This window comes from Pseudomonas sp. H3_E04, from assembly GCF_054668915.1.
This window is the reverse complement of sequence record NZ_CP162797.1, coordinates 5,715,820-5,735,328: the sequence shown is the minus strand read 5'-3', so window position 1 is coordinate 5,735,328 and position 19,509 is coordinate 5,715,820. Positions and strand designations below refer to the sequence as shown.

Annotated in this window: 17 protein-coding genes; 14 read left to right on the top strand and 3 right to left on the bottom strand. The window is 60.2% G+C overall.

Annotation, left to right across the window (positions count from 1 at the left end):
* Window positions 1-47 precede the first annotated feature (47 nt).
* From AB4N53_RS25730 to pdeM, 10 genes are all read left to right on the top strand, one after another.
* Complete coding sequence (locus tag AB4N53_RS25730; protein ID WP_460124634.1) at window positions 48-2,498, top strand: penicillin acylase family protein; 2,451 nt, start codon at window positions 48-50, stop codon at window positions 2,496-2,498.
* Window positions 2,499-2,686: 188 nt separating this feature from the next.
* Entirely contained in the window at window positions 2,687-3,721 is a 1,035-nt protein-coding gene (locus AB4N53_RS25725) for a ligase-associated DNA damage response exonuclease (protein WP_122704997.1), read from the top strand.
* Window positions 3,718-5,406 (top strand): ATP-dependent DNA ligase, encoded by a 1,689-nt coding sequence (locus AB4N53_RS25720; protein ID WP_460124631.1) that lies wholly within the window; start codon window positions 3,718-3,720, stop codon window positions 5,404-5,406. Before AB4N53_RS25725 ends, AB4N53_RS25720 begins: the two co-directional genes overlap by 4 nt.
* A gap of 257 nt (window positions 5,407-5,663) precedes the next feature.
* On the top strand, window positions 5,664-6,446 hold the full coding sequence (locus AB4N53_RS25715; protein ID WP_039762609.1) for a transporter substrate-binding domain-containing protein: 783 nt from the start codon (window positions 5,664-5,666) through the stop codon (window positions 6,444-6,446).
* A 56-nt stretch (window positions 6,447-6,502) separates the two neighbouring features.
* Window positions 6,503-7,231 (top strand): ABC transporter permease, encoded by a 729-nt coding sequence (locus AB4N53_RS25710; RefSeq protein ID WP_016771383.1) that lies wholly within the window; start codon window positions 6,503-6,505, stop codon window positions 7,229-7,231.
* The gene (locus AB4N53_RS25705) at window positions 7,228-7,938 is read left to right on the top strand and encodes an ABC transporter permease (RefSeq protein ID WP_460124627.1); all 711 of its coding nucleotides are present in this window, start codon (window positions 7,228-7,230) and stop codon (window positions 7,936-7,938) included. The genes AB4N53_RS25710 and AB4N53_RS25705 overlap by 4 nt, the downstream gene beginning before the upstream one ends.
* A gap of 27 nt (window positions 7,939-7,965) precedes the next feature.
* Complete coding sequence (locus tag AB4N53_RS25700; protein ID WP_460124624.1) at window positions 7,966-9,084, top strand: succinylglutamate desuccinylase/aspartoacylase family protein; 1,119 nt, start codon at window positions 7,966-7,968, stop codon at window positions 9,082-9,084.
* 12 nt (window positions 9,085-9,096) lie between these two features.
* Window positions 9,097-9,861, top strand: a complete 765-nt coding sequence (locus AB4N53_RS25695) for an ABC transporter ATP-binding protein (RefSeq protein ID WP_460124621.1) — start codon at window positions 9,097-9,099, stop codon at window positions 9,859-9,861.
* A 182-nt stretch (window positions 9,862-10,043) separates the two neighbouring features.
* Window positions 10,044-12,533 carry a ligase-associated DNA damage response DEXH box helicase gene (locus AB4N53_RS25690; RefSeq protein ID WP_460124618.1) on the top strand — a complete coding sequence of 830 codons (2,490 nt, stop codon included), beginning with the start codon at window positions 10,044-10,046 and terminating at the stop codon, window positions 12,531-12,533.
* On the top strand, window positions 12,530-13,183 hold the full coding sequence (pdeM, locus tag AB4N53_RS25685; protein ID WP_460124615.1) for a ligase-associated DNA damage response endonuclease PdeM: 654 nt from the start codon (window positions 12,530-12,532) through the stop codon (window positions 13,181-13,183). The genes AB4N53_RS25690 and pdeM overlap by 4 nt, the downstream gene beginning before the upstream one ends.
* 44 nt (window positions 13,184-13,227) lie before the next feature.
* Here pdeM and AB4N53_RS25680 read toward each other — a convergent pair whose 3' ends face one another.
* Together AB4N53_RS25680 and dcd are read right to left on the bottom strand one after the other, a co-directional pair.
* The gene (locus AB4N53_RS25680; RefSeq protein ID WP_039762600.1) at window positions 13,228-13,434 is read right to left on the bottom strand and encodes a hypothetical protein; all 207 of its coding nucleotides are present in this window, start codon (window positions 13,432-13,434) and stop codon (window positions 13,228-13,230) included.
* A gap of 107 nt (window positions 13,435-13,541) precedes the next feature.
* A complete protein-coding gene (gene dcd, locus AB4N53_RS25675) occupies window positions 13,542-14,108 on the bottom strand; it encodes a dCTP deaminase (protein WP_007940589.1) in 567 nt (188 codons plus the stop codon).
* Window positions 14,109-14,463: 355 nt separating this feature from the next.
* Here dcd and AB4N53_RS25670 point away from each other — a divergent pair, with 355 nt between their 5' ends.
* Window positions 14,464-14,673, top strand: a complete 210-nt coding sequence (locus AB4N53_RS25670; protein ID WP_002554837.1) for a cold-shock protein — start codon at window positions 14,464-14,466, stop codon at window positions 14,671-14,673.
* Window positions 14,674-14,803: 130 nt separating this feature from the next.
* Window positions 14,804-16,258 (top strand): toxin-antitoxin system YwqK family antitoxin, encoded by a 1,455-nt coding sequence (locus AB4N53_RS25665; RefSeq protein WP_460138996.1) that lies wholly within the window; start codon window positions 14,804-14,806, stop codon window positions 16,256-16,258.
* A 50-nt stretch (window positions 16,259-16,308) separates the two neighbouring features.
* Here AB4N53_RS25665 and AB4N53_RS25660 read toward each other — a convergent pair whose 3' ends face one another.
* On the bottom strand, window positions 16,309-17,316 hold the full coding sequence (locus AB4N53_RS25660; protein ID WP_460124607.1) for a DUF481 domain-containing protein: 1,008 nt from the start codon (window positions 17,314-17,316) through the stop codon (window positions 16,309-16,311).
* Between the two features lie 166 nt (window positions 17,317-17,482).
* Between AB4N53_RS25660 and AB4N53_RS25655 the strand changes: the two genes are divergently transcribed.
* Window positions 17,483-17,836 (top strand): MGMT family protein, encoded by a 354-nt coding sequence (locus AB4N53_RS25655; protein WP_071174585.1) that lies wholly within the window; start codon window positions 17,483-17,485, stop codon window positions 17,834-17,836.
* Between the two features lie 43 nt (window positions 17,837-17,879).
* Window positions 17,880-19,439 (top strand): AmpG family muropeptide MFS transporter, encoded by a 1,560-nt coding sequence (locus tag AB4N53_RS25650; RefSeq protein WP_310406819.1) that lies wholly within the window; start codon window positions 17,880-17,882, stop codon window positions 19,437-19,439.
* The last annotated feature ends 70 nt before the right edge of the window (window positions 19,440-19,509 follow it).

The window sequence follows — 19,509 nt, the reverse complement described above, 5'->3', positions numbered from 1 at the left end:
GCGGCTTTATTGCGCCCCCAGCCTTATACCCCCGCAGGAGCTTCGCCATGGCCTCGCCAGCCCTTACACATTTTCTTCCCCGGTTCGGCGTTGCCGCAGCAGTGGCCGGTGTCCTCGGCTTGTCCGGTTGCCAGACCTGGAACGCTCAGGACAGCCTGGCGCCGACCTCCGGCGTGCAACCGCTCAAGGGCCTGGCGCAAAACGTTTCGGTGCGAAGCAATGCGATGGGCATGCCGCTGATCGAGAGCAACAGCTTCCATGACGCGCTGTTCAGTCTCGGTTACGTCCACGCCAGCGACCGCATCAACCAGATGGTCACCCTGCGCCTGTTGGCCCAGGGCCGGCTGGCGGAAATGTCCGGCGCTTCGATGCTCGATGCCGACCGCTACATGCGCGCGGTCAATCTGAAGAAAAGCGCCGGCGAGCTGTACAAAGCCTCGTCGCCACGGCTCAAGCGCTTCTTCGAAGTCTACGCACGGGGCGTCAACGCCTACCTGTTCCGCTACGCCGACAAGTTGCCGGGCGACCTCGCCGCCAGCGGTTACAAGCCGGAATACTGGAAACCGGAAGATTCGGCGCTGATTTTTGCCCTGCTGAATTTCAGCCAGTCGGCCAACCTGCCGGAGGAAATCCAGTCGCTGGTGCTCGCGCAAACCGTGACCACTGACAAACTCGCCTGGCTGAGCCCGTCAGCACCCGATGAAAACCTGCCAGTGGCTGAAGCCGACAAGCTGCAAGGCCTCAAGCTCAACGGGCAGATTCCGGGGCTGACGGAATTGAGCAACGCCAGCCAGCAACTGTCGTCGCTGAACCTGCTCGCCACGCCGACTGCGAACAACTGGGCGATTGCCCCGCAACGCAGCCGTAGCGGCAAAAGCCTGCTGGCCAGCGATGCGCACGGGCCGCTGGCCGCACCGTCGCTATGGAGTTTCGTGCAGATTCGCGCGCCGAAATATCAGGCGGCTGGGGTCACGATTGCCGGTCTGCCGATGGTTCTCGGTGGTTTCAACGGCAAAGTGGCGTGGAGCATGACCAGCGTGCTCGGCGATAACCAGGATCTGTTCCTCGAGAAAATCCGCCGTCAGGGCAGCAGCCTCACTTATGAAGTCAATGGCAAATGGCAGCCGCTGGGCGTGCGCAACGAGACCTACTTCGTCAAAGGCCAGCGGCCGATTCGCGAAGCCGTGTACGAAACCCGCCACGGCGCGCTGCTCAACAGTGCTCAGGCAGCGGCGCAAGGCAGCGGTTTCGGCCTCGCGTTGCAGACGCCAAGCTTCACTGACGACAAAACGCTGGATGCCTTCTTCGATCTGACCCGTGCGCAAAACGTCGAGCGGGCCTCGGACGCCAGCCGCGAAATCCGCGCTATTACCCTGAATCTGGTATTCGCCGACGCAAGTAATATCGGCTGGCAAGTCACCGGGCGCTTCCCCAACCGTCGCGAAGGCGAAGGTCTGCTGCCCTCGCCGGGCTGGGACGGACGCTACGACTGGGACGGTTACGCCGACCCGATGCTGCACCCCTACGATCAGGACCCGGCACAAGGCTGGCTCGGCACCGCCAACCAACGCGTCATCCCCGACGGCTACGGCATGCAGCTGTCGAAATCCTGGGCGGCACCGGAGCGCGGCGAACGCCTGGCGGAAATGGCCGGTGGCGGTAAGCACGACAGCCGCAGCGTGATCGCCATGCAGTACGACCAGACCACCACCTTCGCCGCCAAGCTGAAAAAAGTCTTCGAAGCGCCGGGCATGAAGCAACCGCTGAAACAGGCGATCGACGCCCTGCCGGAAGCCGAGCGCAGCAAGGCCCGCGAAGCCTTCACGCGCTTGATGGCGTTCGACGGCAAGCTTAGCCCGACCTCGGCGGATGCGGCAATCTACGAACTGTTTTTGCAGGAAAGCATGAAGCAGATCTTCCTCGATGAACTGGGTCCTGAGTCGAGCCAGGCGTGGAAGGCCTTTGTCGGCAATGGCGATCTGTCCTACGCGGCGCAGGCCGATCATCTCTTGGGGCGTGAGGACAGTCCGTTCTGGGATGACCTGCGCACACCGCAGAAAGAAGACAAAGCGCTGATTCTCGCCCGCAGCCTCGCTGCTGCGATTACCACGGGCGACAGCCAGTTAGGCGGCGATCACCGCGCCTGGCAGTGGGGCAAACTCCACAGCTATGCATGGAAAAACAGCGGCGGCCAGACCGTTCGCGGGCCGTTGCCGGCCGGCGGCGATCACACTACCCTGAACACCTCGGCGTTTGCCTGGGGCCAGGACTTGGTCACCACGCGCGCGCCGTCGATGCGCTTTATCGTCGACTTCGGCCAGAGCGAACCACTGATGGCGCAGAACGGTACGGGGCAGTCGGGCAATCCACTGAGTCCGAACTACCTGAACGGGATCGATGCGTGGCTCAAGGGTCAGTACATCGGCCTGCCGATGCAGCCGCAGAACTTTGATCGGGTGTATGGCAAGGCCCGCTTGACCCTCACACCCGGCAAGTAAACGCAGTTCCCCTGTGGGAGCGAGCCTGCTCGCGAAGACGGAGGCACAGTCAGAATTGATGTGTCCGGTAAACCGCTTTCGCGAGCAGGCGCGCTCCCACATTTGCGTTGCATCGCCCTTAAAAGTCGATCGAACTTCCAGCTTCACGCCCGCCTCATAGTTAACAAGCCCCCCATTGCGGTCATGACATGGATCTTGTTATCGCCCGACCTGAAGGTCTCTACTGCCCCGCCGGGGATTTCTATATTGATCCGTGGCGGCCGGTGGAACGTTCGGTGATCACCCATGCCCATGGCGATCACGCGCGCACCGGTAATCAGCACTACCTGTCGAGCAGTGCCAGCGCCGGGATTCTGCGCGCGCGCCTCGGTCAGGATATCCAGTTGCAAACCCTCGATTACGGCCAGCGCCTGACCCATCACGGTGTGACCTTGAGTTTTCACCCAGCCGGGCATGTCCTTGGTTCGGCGCAGGTGCGCCTGGAATACGGCGGCGAAGTCTGGGTCGCGTCAGGCGATTACAAGGTCGAGCCGGATGGCACCTGCACGCCGTTCGAACCGGTGCGCTGCCACACGTTCATCACCGAATCGACCTTCGGCCTGCCGATCTATCGCTGGCAGCCGCAGGCGCAGATCTTCGCCGAGATCAATCAGTGGTGGGCGGCCAACATCGCCGCCGGCAAGGCCAGCGTGTTGTTCTGCTATTCCTTTGGCAAGGCCCAGCGGATTCTCCACGGCATCGACGAAACCCTCGGGCCGATCCTCAGCCACGGCGCGGTCGAACCGCTGAACCGCGTCTACCGCGATGCCGGTGTGTACCTGCCGCCGACGATCTATGCGGGCGACGTGAAAAAAAGCGATCCGATCATGCGCCAGGCGCTGGTCATTGCTCCGCCGTCGGCGGGCGGCAGCACGTGGATGCGCCGTTTCGGCGATTTCAGCGATGCCTTCGCCAGTGGCTGGATGCGTCTGCGGGGGACGCGGCGGCGGCGCGGCGTCGATCGCGGCTTCGTCCTCTCCGATCACGCCGACTGGCCCGGCCTGCTGTGGGCGATCAACCAGACCGGCGCGGAACGGGTGATGGTTACCCACGGTTCGATCGGCGTGCTCGTGCGCCATTTGCGCGAGCAAGGCCTCGACGCGCAAGGCTTCACCACTGAATACGGCGATGACGAAGACGACAACATCGCCTCTGAACCCACCGTTGCCGAGACCTCCCCATGAAAGCCTTCGCCGAGTTATATGCCGAACTCGACGCCACCACGTCGAGCAACGCCAAGCTGGCGGCGATGCAGGCTTACTTCGCGCAGGCCGCGCCAGAAGATGCCGCATGGGCGGTGTATTTCCTGTCCGGTGGCCGGCCTCGGCAACTGGTGCCAGTGCGCATCCTGCGCGAGTTGGCGGTCGAAGTCTCAGGACTGGAGCCGTGGTTGTTTGAAGAAAGCTATCAGGCCGTAGGCGATCTGGCGGAGACCATTTCTTTGGTGCTACCGGAAAATGCCCACAGCTCCGAGGCCGGTCTTGCTGAATGGATCGAAGACAAGCTGCTGCCATTGCGCGGCGAAACGCCGGAGTATCTGGCGCGCCAACTGCCGATGTTGTGGGCGCAACTGGATCGGCCGAGCCTGATGCTGTGCATCAAGCTGATCACCGGCAGTTTCCGCGTCGGCGTGTCGAAGTTGCTGGTCACCCGCGCCCTCGCCTCCATGGCCGGGCTCGACAGCAAGCGCGTGGCGCAGCGTCTGGTCGGTTACACCGATCTGTCGAACCGGCCGAACGCCGCCAGCTATCTGAAACTGATCGCCCCGGAATCCGCCGACGAACACGCCCAGCGCGGTGGTCAGCCCTACCCGTTTTTTCTCGCCCACGCTTTGTCGCAACCGGTGGAGGAATTCGAAGCCCTGCTCGGCCCGGCCAGCGACTGGCAGGTGGAATGGAAGTGGGATGGCATCCGCGCGCAAGTGGTCAAACGCGACGGCAAGCTGTGGGTGTGGTCGCGCGGCGAGGAATTGGTCACGGAGCGCTTCCCCGAGTTCGATGTGCTGGTCCACGGCTTGCCCGACGGCACGGTGATCGACGGCGAAATCGTCGTGTGGAAGAGCACCCATCCAACCACCGAAGATGCCTTCGATCCGCAATCCGACGAGCCGCCGGCCGTGCAACCGTTCGCCCTGCTGCAACAACGCATCGGTCGCAAGACGCTCGACAAGAAGATTCTCGAAGAAGTGCCAGTGGTGGTGCTGGCCTACGACGTGCTGGAATGGCAGGGCGAAGACTGGCGCAACCAGCCGCAGATCAAGCGCCGTGCGCAACTCGAAGAGGTGATCGCGCGCTGCAACAGCCCGGTACTGCTGCCCTCCCCGGTATTGACCGGCGAAGACTGGCTCGACCTTGGCCGTCAGCGCGAAGCGTCACGCAAACTCGGCGTTGAAGGCATGATGCTCAAGGCCCGCGATTCGCTGTATGGCGTCGGCCGCACCAAGGACATGGGCGTGTGGTGGAAGTGGAAAGTCGACCCGTTCAGCGTCGACGCGGTACTGATTTATGCCCAGCGTGGACACGGCCGCCGCGCCAGTCTGTACAGCGATTACACCTTCGCCGTGTGGGACGGCCCGCCGGAATCCAGCCAGCGCTCGCTGGTGCCGTTTGCCAAGGCGTATTCGGGGTTGACCGATGAAGAGATGCGCCAGGTCGACAGCATCGTGCGCAAAACCACAGTGGAAAAATTCGGCCCGGTGAGCAGCGTGAAACCGAGTCTGGTGTTCGAACTGGGTTTCGAGGGCATCGCCCTGTCGCGTCGGCACAAGAGCGGCATCGCCGTGCGTTTCCCGCGTATGCTGCGCTGGCGCAAGGACAAGACCGTCGAGGAAGCAGACAGCCTCGCTACCCTGCAGGACCTGTTGGCCTGACTCATTTCCCGAGCCGGCGATGATCGTTCCCGCGCTCCGCGTGGGAACGATGGGTCATGCGGGCGCCAAAACGGTGCAGAAATTTTCAGGCATTCACGCCGACGCACTAAATTCTCTCCTGCCCCTGTGCTACAACCTTTTTAAAACACCTGTTCGGCACTCTGGTTCGGAAATTGCTACTTTCTATAGGTCGTAAGCGTTGCAGTAACAATAATTCTGCGCCACAAGCGCTCATATTGGTTCTTAGGGATTGAATAATGAAAAAAGCATTGCTGACCCTTTCTGCACTGGCGTTGTGCATTTCCGCCGGCTCCGCGCTGGCCAAGGAATACAAAGAGCTGCGCTTTGGCGTTGACCCTTCGTACGCACCGTTCGAGTCGAAAGCGGCCGATGGCAGCCTGGTCGGGTTCGATATCGATCTGGGTAACGCGATCTGCGCCGAACTGAAGGTCAAGTGCAAGTGGGTCGAAAGCGATTTCGACGGCATGATTCCGGGCCTCAAGGCCAACAAATTCGACGGTGTGATCTCGTCGATGACCGTGACCCCGGCCCGCGAGAAGGTCATCGATTTCTCCAGCGAACTGTTTTCCGGCCCGACCGCTTACGTGTTCAAGAAAGGCTCCGGCATCACCGCCGACGTCGCTTCGCTCAAGGGCAAAACCGTCGGTTACGAGCAAGGCACCATTCAGGAAGCCTACGCCAAAGCCGTGCTGGACAAGGCTGGCGTGAAAACCCAGGCCTATCAGAACCAGGATCAGGTGTATTCCGACCTGACCTCTGGCCGTCTCGACGCCGGTATCCAGGACATGCTGCAAGCCGAACTGGGCTTCCTGAAGTCGCCAAAAGGCGCCGAGTATGAAATCAGCCAGCCGGTCGACAGCGAATTGCTGCCAGCCAAAACAGCTGTCGGTATCAAGAAAGGTAACACTGAGCTGAAGGCACTTTTGGATAAAGGTATCAAAGCGTTACACGACGACGGCAAATACGCCGAGATTCAAAAGAAACACTTTGGCGACCTGAATCTGTACAGCGGCAAATAATGCCCCGGCGCCCATCCTCGATGGGCGCCTTTTCCATCCGCTCAGGTTGCTGATTTATGTTTGAAACCCTCCTGCAAAATCTGGGGTTGGCCTCGTTCAGTCTGCAGGGCTTCGGCCCGTTGCTGCTGCAAGGCACCTGGATGACCATCAAATTATCGGCGATGTCGCTGCTGGTGGCCGTGTTGCTCGGCCTGCTCGGCGCCAGTGCCAAACTGTCGAAAGTCAAACTGGTGCGCCTGCCCGCGCAGCTCTACACCACGCTGATTCGCGGCGTGCCGGATCTGGTGCTGATGCTGTTGATCTTCTACAGCCTGCAAACCTGGCTGACGTCGCTGACCGACTACATGGAATGGGAATACATCGAAATTGACCCGTTCAGCGCCGGCGTGCTGACGCTGGGCTTCATTTATGGCGCGTATTTCACCGAGACCTTCCGTGGCGCGATCCTCGCGGTGCCGCGTGGTCAGGTCGAAGCCGCCACCGCCTATGGCCTCAAACGCGGCCAGCGCTTTCGCTTTGTGGTGTTTCCGCAAATGATGCGTTTTGCCCTCCCAGGCATCGGCAACAACTGGATGGTCATGCTCAAGGCCACGGCGCTGGTATCGATCATTGGCCTCGCCGATCTGGTCAAGGCAGCGCAGGACGCCGGTAAAAGCACCTATCAACTGTTCTATTTTCTGGTCCTCGCCGCCTTGATCTATCTGCTGATCACCAGTGCTTCGAACTTCATCCTGCGCTGGCTCGAACGCCGCTACGCCGCCGGTGCCCGGGAGGCCGTACGATGATCGAACTTCTCCAGGAATATTGGCGCGCCTTCCTTTATACCGACGGCCAGAACATCACCGGGCTGGCGATGACGATGTGGCTGCTGACTGCCTCGATCTGCATCGGCTTCGCCGTCTCGATTCCGTTGTCGATTGCCCGCGTCTCGTCGCACTTCTATGTCCGCTGGCCGGTGCAGTTCTACACCTATCTGTTCCGAGGCACGCCGCTGTATATCCAGTTGCTGATCTGCTACACCGGCATCTACAGCCTCGCCGCCGTGCGCGAACAGCCGATCCTCGACAGTTTCTTTCGCGATGCGATGAACTGCACGATCCTCGCCTTCGCGCTGAACACCTGCGCGTACACCACGGAGATTTTCGCCGGGGCGATTCGCAGCATGAACCACGGCGAAGTCGAAGCGGCCAAGGCTTATGGCCTGACCGGCTGGAAGTTGTACGCCTACGTGATCATGCCGTCGGCACTGCGCCGTTCGTTGCCTTACTACAGCAACGAAGTGATCCTGATGCTGCACTCGACGACCGTGGCGTTCACCGCGACCATTCCCGATATTCTGAAAGTCGCGCGGGATGCCAACTCGGCAACCTTCCTGACCTTCCAGTCATTCGGTATCGCCGCGCTGATTTATCTGACCATTACGTTTGCGCTGGTCGGCCTGTTCCGCCTCGCCGAACGCCGCTGGCTGGCCTTCCTCGGGCCGACTCACTAGCACCGGCTTGAAAATAAAGAGATAACAATGCGCCACCAGATCCATGACTTGCTGGCCCCGCTGCCGGGGACCGCACGGCAGATTCACAGCTTCCACTTCGGCCCACAGCAGGCCAAGGGCAAGGTTTACATTCAGGCGTCGCTGCACGCCGACGAACTGCCGGGCATGCTGGTCGCCTGGCACCTGAAACAGCGTCTGGCCGAGCTGGAAGCCGCCGGCCGCCTGCGCAGCGAAATCGTCCTTGTGCCGGTGGCCAACCCGGTCGGTCTCGAACAAGTGCTGATGGATGTGCCGCTGGGCCGTTACGACCTCGAGAGTGGGCAGAACTTCAACCGCTGGTTCGTCGACCTCAGCGAAGAAATCGGCAACGCCATCGAAGGCCAGTTGAGCGACGATGCGCAGCACAACCTCGAACTGATCCGCGCCAGCCTGCGCAACGCCCTCGACCGTCAGACGCCGACCACGCAACTGCAATCCCAGCGTTTGACCCTGCAACGCCTGGCCTGCGATGCCGACATGGTGCTGGATTTGCACTGTGACTTCGAGTCGGTAGTGCACCTGTACACCACGCCCGAGGCGTGGCCACAGGTCGAGCCCTTGGCGCGCTACATGGAAGCGCAGGCCAGCCTGCTTGCTACCGATTCCGGCGGGCAGTCGTTTGACGAGTGCTTCACCCTGCTCTGGTGGCAATTGCGCGAGCGCTTCGGCGAGCAGTTCGAGATTCCGCTGGGCAGCTTTTCGGTGACCGTCGAATTGCGCGGCCAGGGCGACGTCAATCACCCATTGGCCAGCCGCGATTGTCAGGCGCTGATCGATTATCTGATCCAGTTCGACGCCATCGTCGGCGAGACCAAGCCGCAACCGCCACTGCCGTACCCGGCCACGCCACTGGCCGGGGTCGAACCGGTGACCACGCCAGTCGGCGGCCTGCTGGTGTACTGCGCCACACCCGGCCAATACCTGGAAGCCGGCCAGCAGATCGCCGAAATCATCGACCCGGTCCACGACAAGGTCACCCCCATTCATTGCACCGCCGCCGGCCTGCTGTATGCGCGCTCGCTGCGGCGCATGGCCACTGCCGGCATGGTCATCGCCCACGTCGCGGGCGCCCAGGCCTATCGCAGCGGCTACCTACTTTCGCCTTGAGGATGCTCGTCCATGTACAAACTGACCGTTGAAGGCCTGCACAAAAGCTATGGCGATCATCAGGTGCTCAAAGGCGTTTCGCTCAAGGCCAAAACCGGCGACGTGATCAGCCTGATCGGCGCCAGCGGCTCGGGCAAAAGCACCTTTTTGCGTTGCATCAATTTTCTCGAACAACCGAATGACGGCGCCATGAGCCTCGATGGCCAGGCGATCCGCATGGTCACCGACCGCCACGGCATGCACGTCGCCGACGCCGATGAACTGCAACGCCTGCGCACGCGGCTGGCGATGGTGTTCCAGCATTTCAACCTGTGGAGCCACATGACCGTGCTGGAAAACATCACCATGGCCCCGCGCCGGGTGCTGGGTTGCAGCAAACAGGAAGCCGAGGATCGCGCCCGACGTTATCTGGACAAAGTCGGCTTGCCGGCGCGGGTCGCCGAGCAATACCCGGCGTTTCTCTCCGGCGGCCAGCAACAGCGCGTGGCGATCGCCCGGGCACTGGCGATGGAGCCGGAAGTGATGCTGTTCGACGAACCGACCTCGGCACTCGACCCGGAACTGGTCGGCGAAGTGCTGAAAGTGATTCAGGGCCTGGCCGAGGAAGGCCGGACGATGATCATGGTCACCCACGAAATGAGTTTTGCGCGCAAGGTGTCGAATCAGGTGCTGTTTCTGCATCAGGGTCTGGTGGAAGAAGAAGGTGCGCCGGAAGACGTGCTGGGCAACCCGAAAAGCGAACGCCTGAAGCAATTCCTGAGCGGCAATCTTAAATAACGCCGTACACAATTCCCCTGTAGGAGCTGCCGAAGGCTGCGATCTTTTGACTCTGCTTCAAGGATCAAAAGATCGCAGCCTCGTTTCACTCGTCAGCTCCTACAAGGGAATCGCGTTGTTTTAAACCTTTGGTCTGTTGCTGTGGTCTCTGAAACAACACCTCCAGAGCGCACGCAGCCGGCATGGCGAAATCCCCCGACTTTGCAAAAACCTGGTTCAGCGCCCGCGACTGGAAGCCGTTCGCCTTTCAGAAACAGGTATGGGCGGCGGTGAAAAACGGCGAATCCGGGTTGCTCCACGCCAGCACTGGCGCCGGCAAAACCTATGCGGTGTGGTTTGCTGCACTTAACCGCTTCGCCCGCTTGCAAACTCCCGTGGCCACGCCGCGCAAACGCAAACCGCCGGCCGAACCGCTGACGGTGCTGTGGATCACGCCGATGCGGGCCCTCGCCGCCGATACCGCCCGCGCGCTGCAAAGCCCGGTGGATGATTTACAGATCCCGTGGAGCATCGGCCTGCGCACCGGCGACACCAGCAGCAGCGAACGCGCTCGTCAGGGCCGGCGCTTGCCGACGACGCTGATTACCACCCCGGAAAGCCTGACTCTGTTGCTCGCCCGCGCCGATGCGCGCACGGCGTTGTCGACCCTGCGCATGATCGTCGTCGATGAATGGCACGAGTTGCTCGGCAACAAACGCGGCGTGCAACTGCAACTGGCGCTCGCTCGCCTGCGGCATTGGCAGCCGGAACTGATCGTTTGGGGCGTTTCCGCTACCCTTGGTAATCAATCTCACGCCGAGCAAGTGCTGATCCCACAGGGCGGCGGCGTCAGTGTTCAGGGCAAAAGCGAAAAAACCCTGCAAGTCGACACCCTGCTCCCACCGGCCATCGAGCGTTTTCCCTGGGCCGGCCACATCGGTCTGAAGATGCTGCCGCAGGTGGTGGCCGAACTCGATGCCTGCGCCAGCAGCCTGGTGTTTACCAACACCCGTGCGCAATCAGAGATCTGGTATCAGGCGCTGCTGGAAGCGCGGCCGGACTGGGCCGGGCTGATTGCGTTGCACCACAGCTCACTGTCCCGGGACACCCGCGACTGGGTCGAGCAGGCGTTGAAGAATGGCCAATTGAAAGCGGTTGTGTGCACCTCGAGCCTGGATCTGGGCGTGGACTTCTTGCCGGTCGAGCGCGTGCTGCAGATCGGCTCGGCGAAAGGCGTCGCGCGCTTGATGCAACGTGCCGGGCGCTCCGGCCACGCACCTGGGCGCACCTCGCGGGTAACGCTGGTGCCGACCCACAGCCTGGAACTGATCGAGGCGGTCGCCGCACGCGACGCCGTCGAGCAACGGCGCATCGAGCCGCGCCTGTCGCCGCACAAGCCGCTGGACGTGCTGGTCCAGCATTTGGTCAGCATGGCCCTTGGCGGTGGCTTTATTCCTGAAGACTTGTACGAAGAAGTCCGTGGCGCCTGGGCTTATCGTGACCTGACAGCGGCAGACTGGGCCTGGGCGCTGACGTTCGTACGCCATGGCGGGATGTCTCTTACAGCGTATCCGGATTACCGCCGGGTCGAGCCGGACGAACACGGCGTCTGGCGTGTGCCGGATGCGCGTCTGGCGCGGCGCCATCGCATGAGCATCGGCACCATCGTCAGCGACGCGAGCATCAACCTGAAATTCTGGAGCAAGGGCGGCGGCGGCAAACAGCTGGGCAGCGTCGAGGAAGGCTTTATCGCCCGACTGAAACCCGGCGATGGCTTCCTCTTCGCCGGCCGCTTGCTCGAGTTGGTGCGGGTGGAAAACATGACCGCCTACGTCAAACGCAGCACGGCGAAAAAAGCCGCTGTACCGCGCTGGAATGGCGGACGCATGCCGTTATCCAACGAACTGGCCGAAGCGGTGGTTGCACGCTTCAGCGCCGCTGCTCAAGGTCAATTCAAAGGCCCGGAAATGCACGCGTTGCGGCCCCTGCTGGAGACGCAGATACGCTGGTCCGGCTTGCCCACCACGGAAAATCTGCTGGCCGAGGTACTGAAATCCCGCGAAGGCTGGCACCTTTTCCTTTATCCATTCGCCGGACGACAAGTGCATCTGGGACTGGCCAGCCTGTTGGCGTGGCGCGTCAGTCAGCGCCAGCCCGTGACCTTCTCGATCGCGGTCAACGATTACGGCCTGGAACTGCTCAGCGCCACACCGGTGGATTGGACTACGCATCTCGACGCGCACCTGTTCAACGGCGATGACCTGTTGCTGGACGTGCTGGCCAGCCTCAATGCCGGTGAACTGGCGCTGCGCCGCTTCCGCGAAATCGCGCGGATCGCCGGGCTGGTGTTCGCCGGATATCCAGGCGCACCGAAAAGCACCCGCCAGGTGCAGGCGTCGAGCGGTTTGTTCTTCCAGGTATTCAAACAATACGACGCGGACAACCTGCTGCTGGTCCAGGCTGGGGAAGAAGTCCTACGCGAAGAACTGGATATTCGTCGTTTGGAGCAGACTTTGGAGCGGATCAACCGGATGAAACTGGACGTGCATCAAGTTAAACGTCCTACACCACTGGGCTTTCCGCTGCTGGTAGAGCGGATGCGGGAGAGCATGAGTTCGGAAAAACTGGCTGACAGGATCAGAAGAATGGTCGGTGACCTGGAAAAAACCGCTGATAACGGAAAATCGTCGTGAGTGCGTACCCGGTGCGCTTGGCCGGCGAAGAATTGTGGTTGCTGCCGGAGAAAGCGCTGTATTGGCCAGCGCAGGAAGCATTGCTGATCGCCGATGTGCATTTCGGTAAGGCAGCGGCCTATCGCAGCCTCGGCCAGCCGGTGCCGCATGGCACGACCGCGAGCAACATTGAGGTGATCGACGCGTTGCTGGCGCGGCTACCTTGTCGCCAGTTGATCTTCCTCGGGGATTTTCTGCATGGGCCTGGTTCACATGTCCCGACCACACTGAATGCGCTGGCAGAGTGGCGAGCACGGCACGCTGACCTGCCGATGACGCTGATTCGCGGCAACCACGACAAACGCGCAGGCGACCCACCAGCCTCGCTGAATATTCGCGTGGTGCCAGAACCGCTGTTACTCGGACCGTTCGCCCTGCAGCATGAGCCCGATCCGCATCCCGAGCGGCACGTGCTCGCCGGCCACGTGCATCCGGTTTATCGATTGCACGGCAAAGGTCGGCAGAGCTTGCGCCTGGCCTGCTTCAGGTTGGGTGAGCGCATCAGCCTGATGCCGGCGTTCGGTGCGTTTACCGGCGGCTATCAGGTCGAGCGCGACGACAGTTGCCGAGTCTTCGTGATCGGCGACAACGAAATATGGCCCGTCAACTAGATCGCAAATCGATCAGGCTGACGGGCCATATTCATCACAGTGGATCAGGCCACAGGAGCCGGAGGAGGTTCGTCCGGCAGCGTCGGTTCGCCTGGTTCGGTCGGTTGTTCGTTGGGAGTATCGGGATCGGGCTGGCCGGGCACGCCGGACAGGCTCAAAGACGGATTCGCCAATAACGACCAAGCCAGAACGCCTATCTGATTGGGCTCAAGCCTTGCCAGTTCAGCGCTGATTCGCGGGTCGATCTTCATAGGGCACTCCTCAGTGAAGGCCCGGATTTGTGTGTAACAAAAACGGGCAGTACACCCCATAGAGTGTCTGCCCGCCAAAGAATTCCCGACATCCGTCGGATGGTCGATCAGGTACGCGGCAAGGTCACGCCACGTTGGCCCTGATATTTGCCGCCACGATCCTTGTAGGAAACTTCACATTCCTCATCGGATTCAAGGAAGAGCATCTGCGCCACGCCTTCGTTGGCGTAGATTTTCGCCGGCAGGTTGGTGGTGTTGGAGAACTCCAGCGTCACGTGACCTTCCCACTCAGGCTCAAGCGGAGTGACGTTGACGATGATGCCGCAGCGCGCGTAGGTGCTTTTACCCAGGCAGATGGTCAGCACGTTGCGCGGAATGCGGAAGTACTCGACGGTGCTGGCCAGGGCGAAAGAGTTCGGCGGAATGATGCAGACGTCGCTGTGGATGTCGACGAAGCTGCCGGCGTCGAAGTTCTTCGGGTCGACAATGGCGGAGTTGATGTTGGTGAACACTTTGAAGTGGTTGGTGCAACGCACGTCGTAGCCGTAGCTCGACACGCCGTAGGAAATCACCCGACTGTCATCGCTGCCGCGCATCTGGCGCTCGACGAACGGTTCGATCATCCCGTGTTCCTGCGCCATGCGGCGAATCCACTTGTCCGATTTGATGCTCATGGCGGGTTTGTCCTGAATAGCGAGGTGGAAAAATTCTGTCCGGCATCTTACCGGGCGCGTCGTCTCGTTCAAAGTGCGCAACGCAAATCTCGGCGAACACCCCGTATTTACGCGATGTGGCGACGAACCGTCGCACCGCCGATCCCTAAAACACAGAATCCTTTGCAAGAAACATTGGCACGTTCCGGAAAAAGGGTTAAGGTGGCGTCACTGTGTTGCTTGTGTCACTGAGAATCTCTACACGATATGTTGAATTTCGATCCAACCATCTACAAGAATTTTTCCTGCTCTTTGCACTCAGTCTCGGCCAGGGTTCTTCCTGAGTCGCAGTTATCTTTGTTCAAGGAGTTACACCATGTCTAATCGCCAAACCGGTACCGTTAAGTGGTTCAACGATGAAAAAGGCTTCGGCTTCATCACTCCACAATCCGGTGACGACCTGTTCGTTCACTTCAAAGCTATCCAATCCGACGGCTTCAAAAGCCTGAAAGAAGGCCAACAGGTTTCTTTCATCGCTACCCGCGGTCAGAAAGGCATGCAAGCTGAAGAAGTACAAGTTATCTAACTTGTAGCTTCTTTAGAAAAGAGCCCCGCCCTTAAAAGCGGGGCTTTTTTGTGTCTGTATATTTTGTTTGCCCCTCTTTTTGCCTCCGCTCTATATGATCCGCGCCCTGGAATCACATGGAAGAAGCAGGATGCAATTCATCTCTTGGAACACATTCAACGCGTTGCTGTTGGCGTTCGCCCCCCCTCTGAATGCAGAGACCAAATCTGATCATCCGACGGTGATTCTCGACATGAACCCTCGTGCGACATATCTGGCGAAAGGACCAGAAGTCAATGGCCACTCTTCGATGCAACTCAGAGGCGCAGCGCTCCTGACGCTCTCGACTCCTCACGCCTGCGGGAGCAACGAGGTCTATTTGACGCCAGAATCATTGGGCATTCCGAACGAATCATTTCGACGAGCGATCGGCGAAGTCCAAGACTTGATCGACCAAAAAATCCCCCTGATTCTGACGCTCTCCGCTTGCGAGCGAAAACGCGCCTTCTTCGAAAAGGTACGCCCCTGCACTCCTGAGGAGTGCGCAGACCTGACGAACCCTCTGGCAGACGACAAGCTTTATCTGGACGAGCACCTCAAGCCGATCGGCGAAGGCCTGGCGTTGTACTACCTGAAAATGCCAATGTCCTATGACGAAAAAAAACAGGCGTGGCAAGCACAAATTTTTTACCGGGACACGCGAAGTCTACGCAGCGAGCATTACGTCGACAGAGAAGACTTCGCTTCAGCGAAACCCGTTCTGACATACAAAGCTTACTATCGAAACGGAAAACCCCGCCGGACCTACCAGAATGATGCTAATGGCCTGCGTCAGGGCGAGGCGCAGACATATTCCGAACAAGGGGTCGTCATCAAGCGTGAAAACTACCTCAACAACCATCTCGAGGGTTGGCAATTTATCTATCACGAAAATGGCAAAATCGCTGAGTCCTACAATTGGCATCTGGGCAAGCATGTAGATGGCGAGTATTTGGAATATGACGAGGACGGGACGCTGATCGGGCGCAGCAGTTATCGAAATGACGTTCTCCACGGCCCTGCCCTTGGATACCACTCGAATGGACAGATCAGGTACGAAACCGTTTTCATCAACGGCAAATCCCAAGGGCCAAATAATCATTATTTTGATAATGGAGCCGTTGAGACCTCCCGCACCAATGTCGACGGCAAGCCAGATGGCTGGCTAACCACTTACTTCATCGACGGGACAGTCAAAGAGAAACAGTTTTACAGGGACGGTGTGCAACGAAGCTATGAGCAATGGAATGAGCAAGGCAGGCAAACCTTGCAGTGGCAGTGGGATGAAAAACATCGCCAACAGGGCGACTTCAAACAGTGGTACGCGACCGGCCAGCTTAAAGAACATCGAAAATACAAAGACGGCAACCTTCACGGATCATCCACGACATGGCACGAAAACGGTGAGATGGCTTCATTTACCGATTATATCGATGGTGCCGAGCATGGACCGATGCGCTTCTTCAGGAAAGACGGCAGCCTGAGCTACCAATGCCAATACCAGATGGGCGTCAGGCAGGGAGAATGTGTTTCGATTCCCGTCAGCAAGACCAAAGCAGAAAGCTGACAATGAAAAGCCCCGCAATCACGGGGCTTTCTCCTTTCTAGCGCAGGTGTTTACCAGGCCACGCCAAACCCAGCGGTATAACGGGTCTTGCTCAGATCCGCATCGTTGGTGCCACTGATGATGTCGCGCTCGGCCTTGAGGTTGAGCGACGCCCAGTCGGTGACCTTGTAGCGCAGGCCCAGCTCGGCATCCAGTGCGTAATCGGCAACGCCCGAGAGCGGCTTGCCGACTTCGCCATTGGTGAAGAACTCGACCTTCTTGCCGATCAGGTAGCGGTTGTAGTCCCACTTCATCGCGACGGAATAGAAGTTGTCCTTGCTGCCATCGCGATATTCGTAATCGGTGCGGTTGAGCAACGAACCCAGCGAGAACGCGCCCAGTTCGTCATCCCAGAACTGGTAGCCCGGACCGGTACCGACCACGCGCTGACGCGCCAGCTCTTCAATGTGATCACGCTTGTAGTTGATGCGCCCCTGCCAGAACCACTGATCGGTGAGGAAGCGGTCGAGGGAGTATTCGGCGCGCCAGTTGTTGGTGGTGGTTTCCGCATCCTGCACTTCGCGGTTGTACTCGCCCTCGGCGGTATGGCGCCAGCGACCATGGCGAGCCGAGGTCTTGAAGCCAACGTCGTAATCGTCAGTGTCCTTTTCGGCGCGCTGATAATCCAGGGCCAGATCGACGTTGCCCTTCCATACCAGGTCGGTGACGATCGGCTTGGGCTTGAGGATCTGCTGAATGCTCGCCAGCTCGACCGTCTTCGGCGCCTCGCCATTGGCCAGGGTGACCTTGCCATCGTCGGCCGCCGTGAGCGACTTCGACACTTCGCCAGCGTAGGCGTCCTGCTTCACTAGCAGGTGCTGATCGCTGTCGAGGGTCTTGACCTCTTTCCAGTCAATCGCCACCGCACCGGCGTATTTGGTCTGGATCAACAGCTTGCCGCCGTCGAATACCGTGATGGTGCCGCTCAGCTTGTCGCCGTTTTTCAACCAGACGGTGTCGGCAAGCAGGGGCGTGGACGCGCTGAAAACAGCAAGGCACAACAGGGTTCTGGGGAACATAAGCAGATCGGGGGCTCAGAGTTGGCGAAAAAGGGTCGGCATTATCCGTAGGATTTTGCCCATGACAAGGACTGACCGGACTATTTCAATTGAGTTCATTTCTCAACTGGACCGCGAGCGTTTACCCTTGTCGCCATCGTCACGCCAATGCTCAGGAGCCGCGTACGTGAAAGACCCGCTCGACAGCGTCGAAAACGATGCGCAAATCCGACGCACGGCACTCTACTCGACGCTCGCGCAAGTGCCCGAAGGCAAAGTCGTCAGTTATGGACAGTTGGCCGAACTCGCCGGACTGGGCCGCGCCGCGCGCTGGGTCGGACGGACCTTGAGCCAGTTGCCCGGCGACACCAGGCTGCCCTGGCACCGTGTTCTCGGCGCCGGCGGGCGCATCAGCCTGCCGGTCGGCAGCCCCTCCGGTGATGAGCAACGTGCGCGATTGCGCATGGAAGGCATCACCGTCCAGAACAATCGTGTGGATATTCGGCGCCATGGCTGGCGTCCGGTAGAGCACAGCGGTTAGAGTGCGCGCTTTGTTTTCGCAATTTTGAGGCAGACTTCAGCCCATGCCCCGTAAAACCTGGCGCGCCGCGCTCGCCGCCTATGCCAGTCCTTCGACGCTCGTGCTGTTGTTGCTCGGTTTTGCCGCCGGCCTGCCGTACATGCTGGTGTTCTCGACGCTCTCCGTATGGCTGCGTGAAGCGGGCGTGGCCCGTGAAACTATTGGCTATGCCAGCCTGATCGGCCTGGCGTATGCGTTCAAATGGGTCTGGTCACCGCTGCTCGACCAATGGCGCCTGCCCTTGCTGGGCAAGCTCGGCCGCCGCCGTTCCTGGCTGGTGCTGTCTCAGGCACTGGTGATTCTAGGCCTGATCGGCATGGGTTTCTGTGATCCGCAGAAGCATTTGTCCTGGCTGATCGCTATCGCCGTCGTCGTCGCCTTTGCCTCCGCCACCCAAGATATCGCGGTCGACGCCTATCGCCTGGAAATCGCCGATGACAGCCGCCAGGCCGCCCTCGCCGCCAGCTACATGTCCGGTTACCGCGTTGCCGCCCTGCTCGCCACCGCCGGCGCGCTGTTCTTCGCCGAGGGGTTCGGCTCCACCGGCTTCAACTATAAACACGCAGCGTGGACCGGCACCTATGTGCTGTTCGGCGCATTGATGGTGCCCGCGCTGCTGACCACGCTGTTCATGCGTGAGCCGCCCGTGCCGCTGCGCACGCAGCTGCAGGCCGGGCGCTATACGTTCATGCATCAATTGATGTCGGTGTTCGTGCTGATCATATTGCTGGTCTCCGTACCGGCGATGTTTACCCAGTTGTACAACACCGATTTCGCTGGTGTGCTGTTCGGCGACATGAGCCCGCTCGATCTGCTGCTGGAAGACCGCGCCTTCCTGCGCGCCATTCTCTATACCCTTCTCACCGGGATGTGTCTGTCGGCCATGGGCCGGCGCGGACTGGCACCGGTGCTGACGCCGGTCAACGACTTCATTCTGCGTTATCGCTGGCAGGCGCTGTTGCTGCTGGGCCTGATCGCCACCTATCGCATGTCCGACACGGTAATGGGCGTCATGGCCAACGTGTTCTATATCGACCAGGGTTTCACCAAGGATCAGATCGCCAGTGTCAGCAAAATCTTCGGCCTGATCATGACTCTCGTCGGCGCCGGCATGGGCGGGCTGTTGATCGTGCGCTTCGGCATTCTGCCGATCCTGTTTATCGGTGGCGTGGCTTCGGCGGCGACCAACCTGCTGTTCGTCATGCTCGCGGACATGGGCCCGAACCTGCAGATGCTGGTGGTGACCATTTCCCTCGACAACTTCAGCTCGGGCCTGGCGACATCGGCGTTCGTTGCCTACCTGTCGAGCCTGACCAACCTGAAGTTTTCCGCTACGCAATATGCCCTGCTCAGCTCGATCATGTTGCTGCTGCCGCGTTTGATGGGTGGCTACTCCGGCGTGCTGGTGGAGAAATTCGGCTATCACAGCTTCTTCCTCATCACCGCCCTGCTCGGCGTGCCGACGCTGCTGCTGATTGCACTGCACTGGTTTCAGGAGCGCCGCCGCGAAGGGCCGACACCAACGCCCGAGCCTGCACCGACGCCGGTCACCGAAGAATCGTAGGACGCTTCGCCAGTGGCGGGAGGAATCCCGCCACTCGACCTCTGTGCCGGCCACACTTCTGTACGGCAGC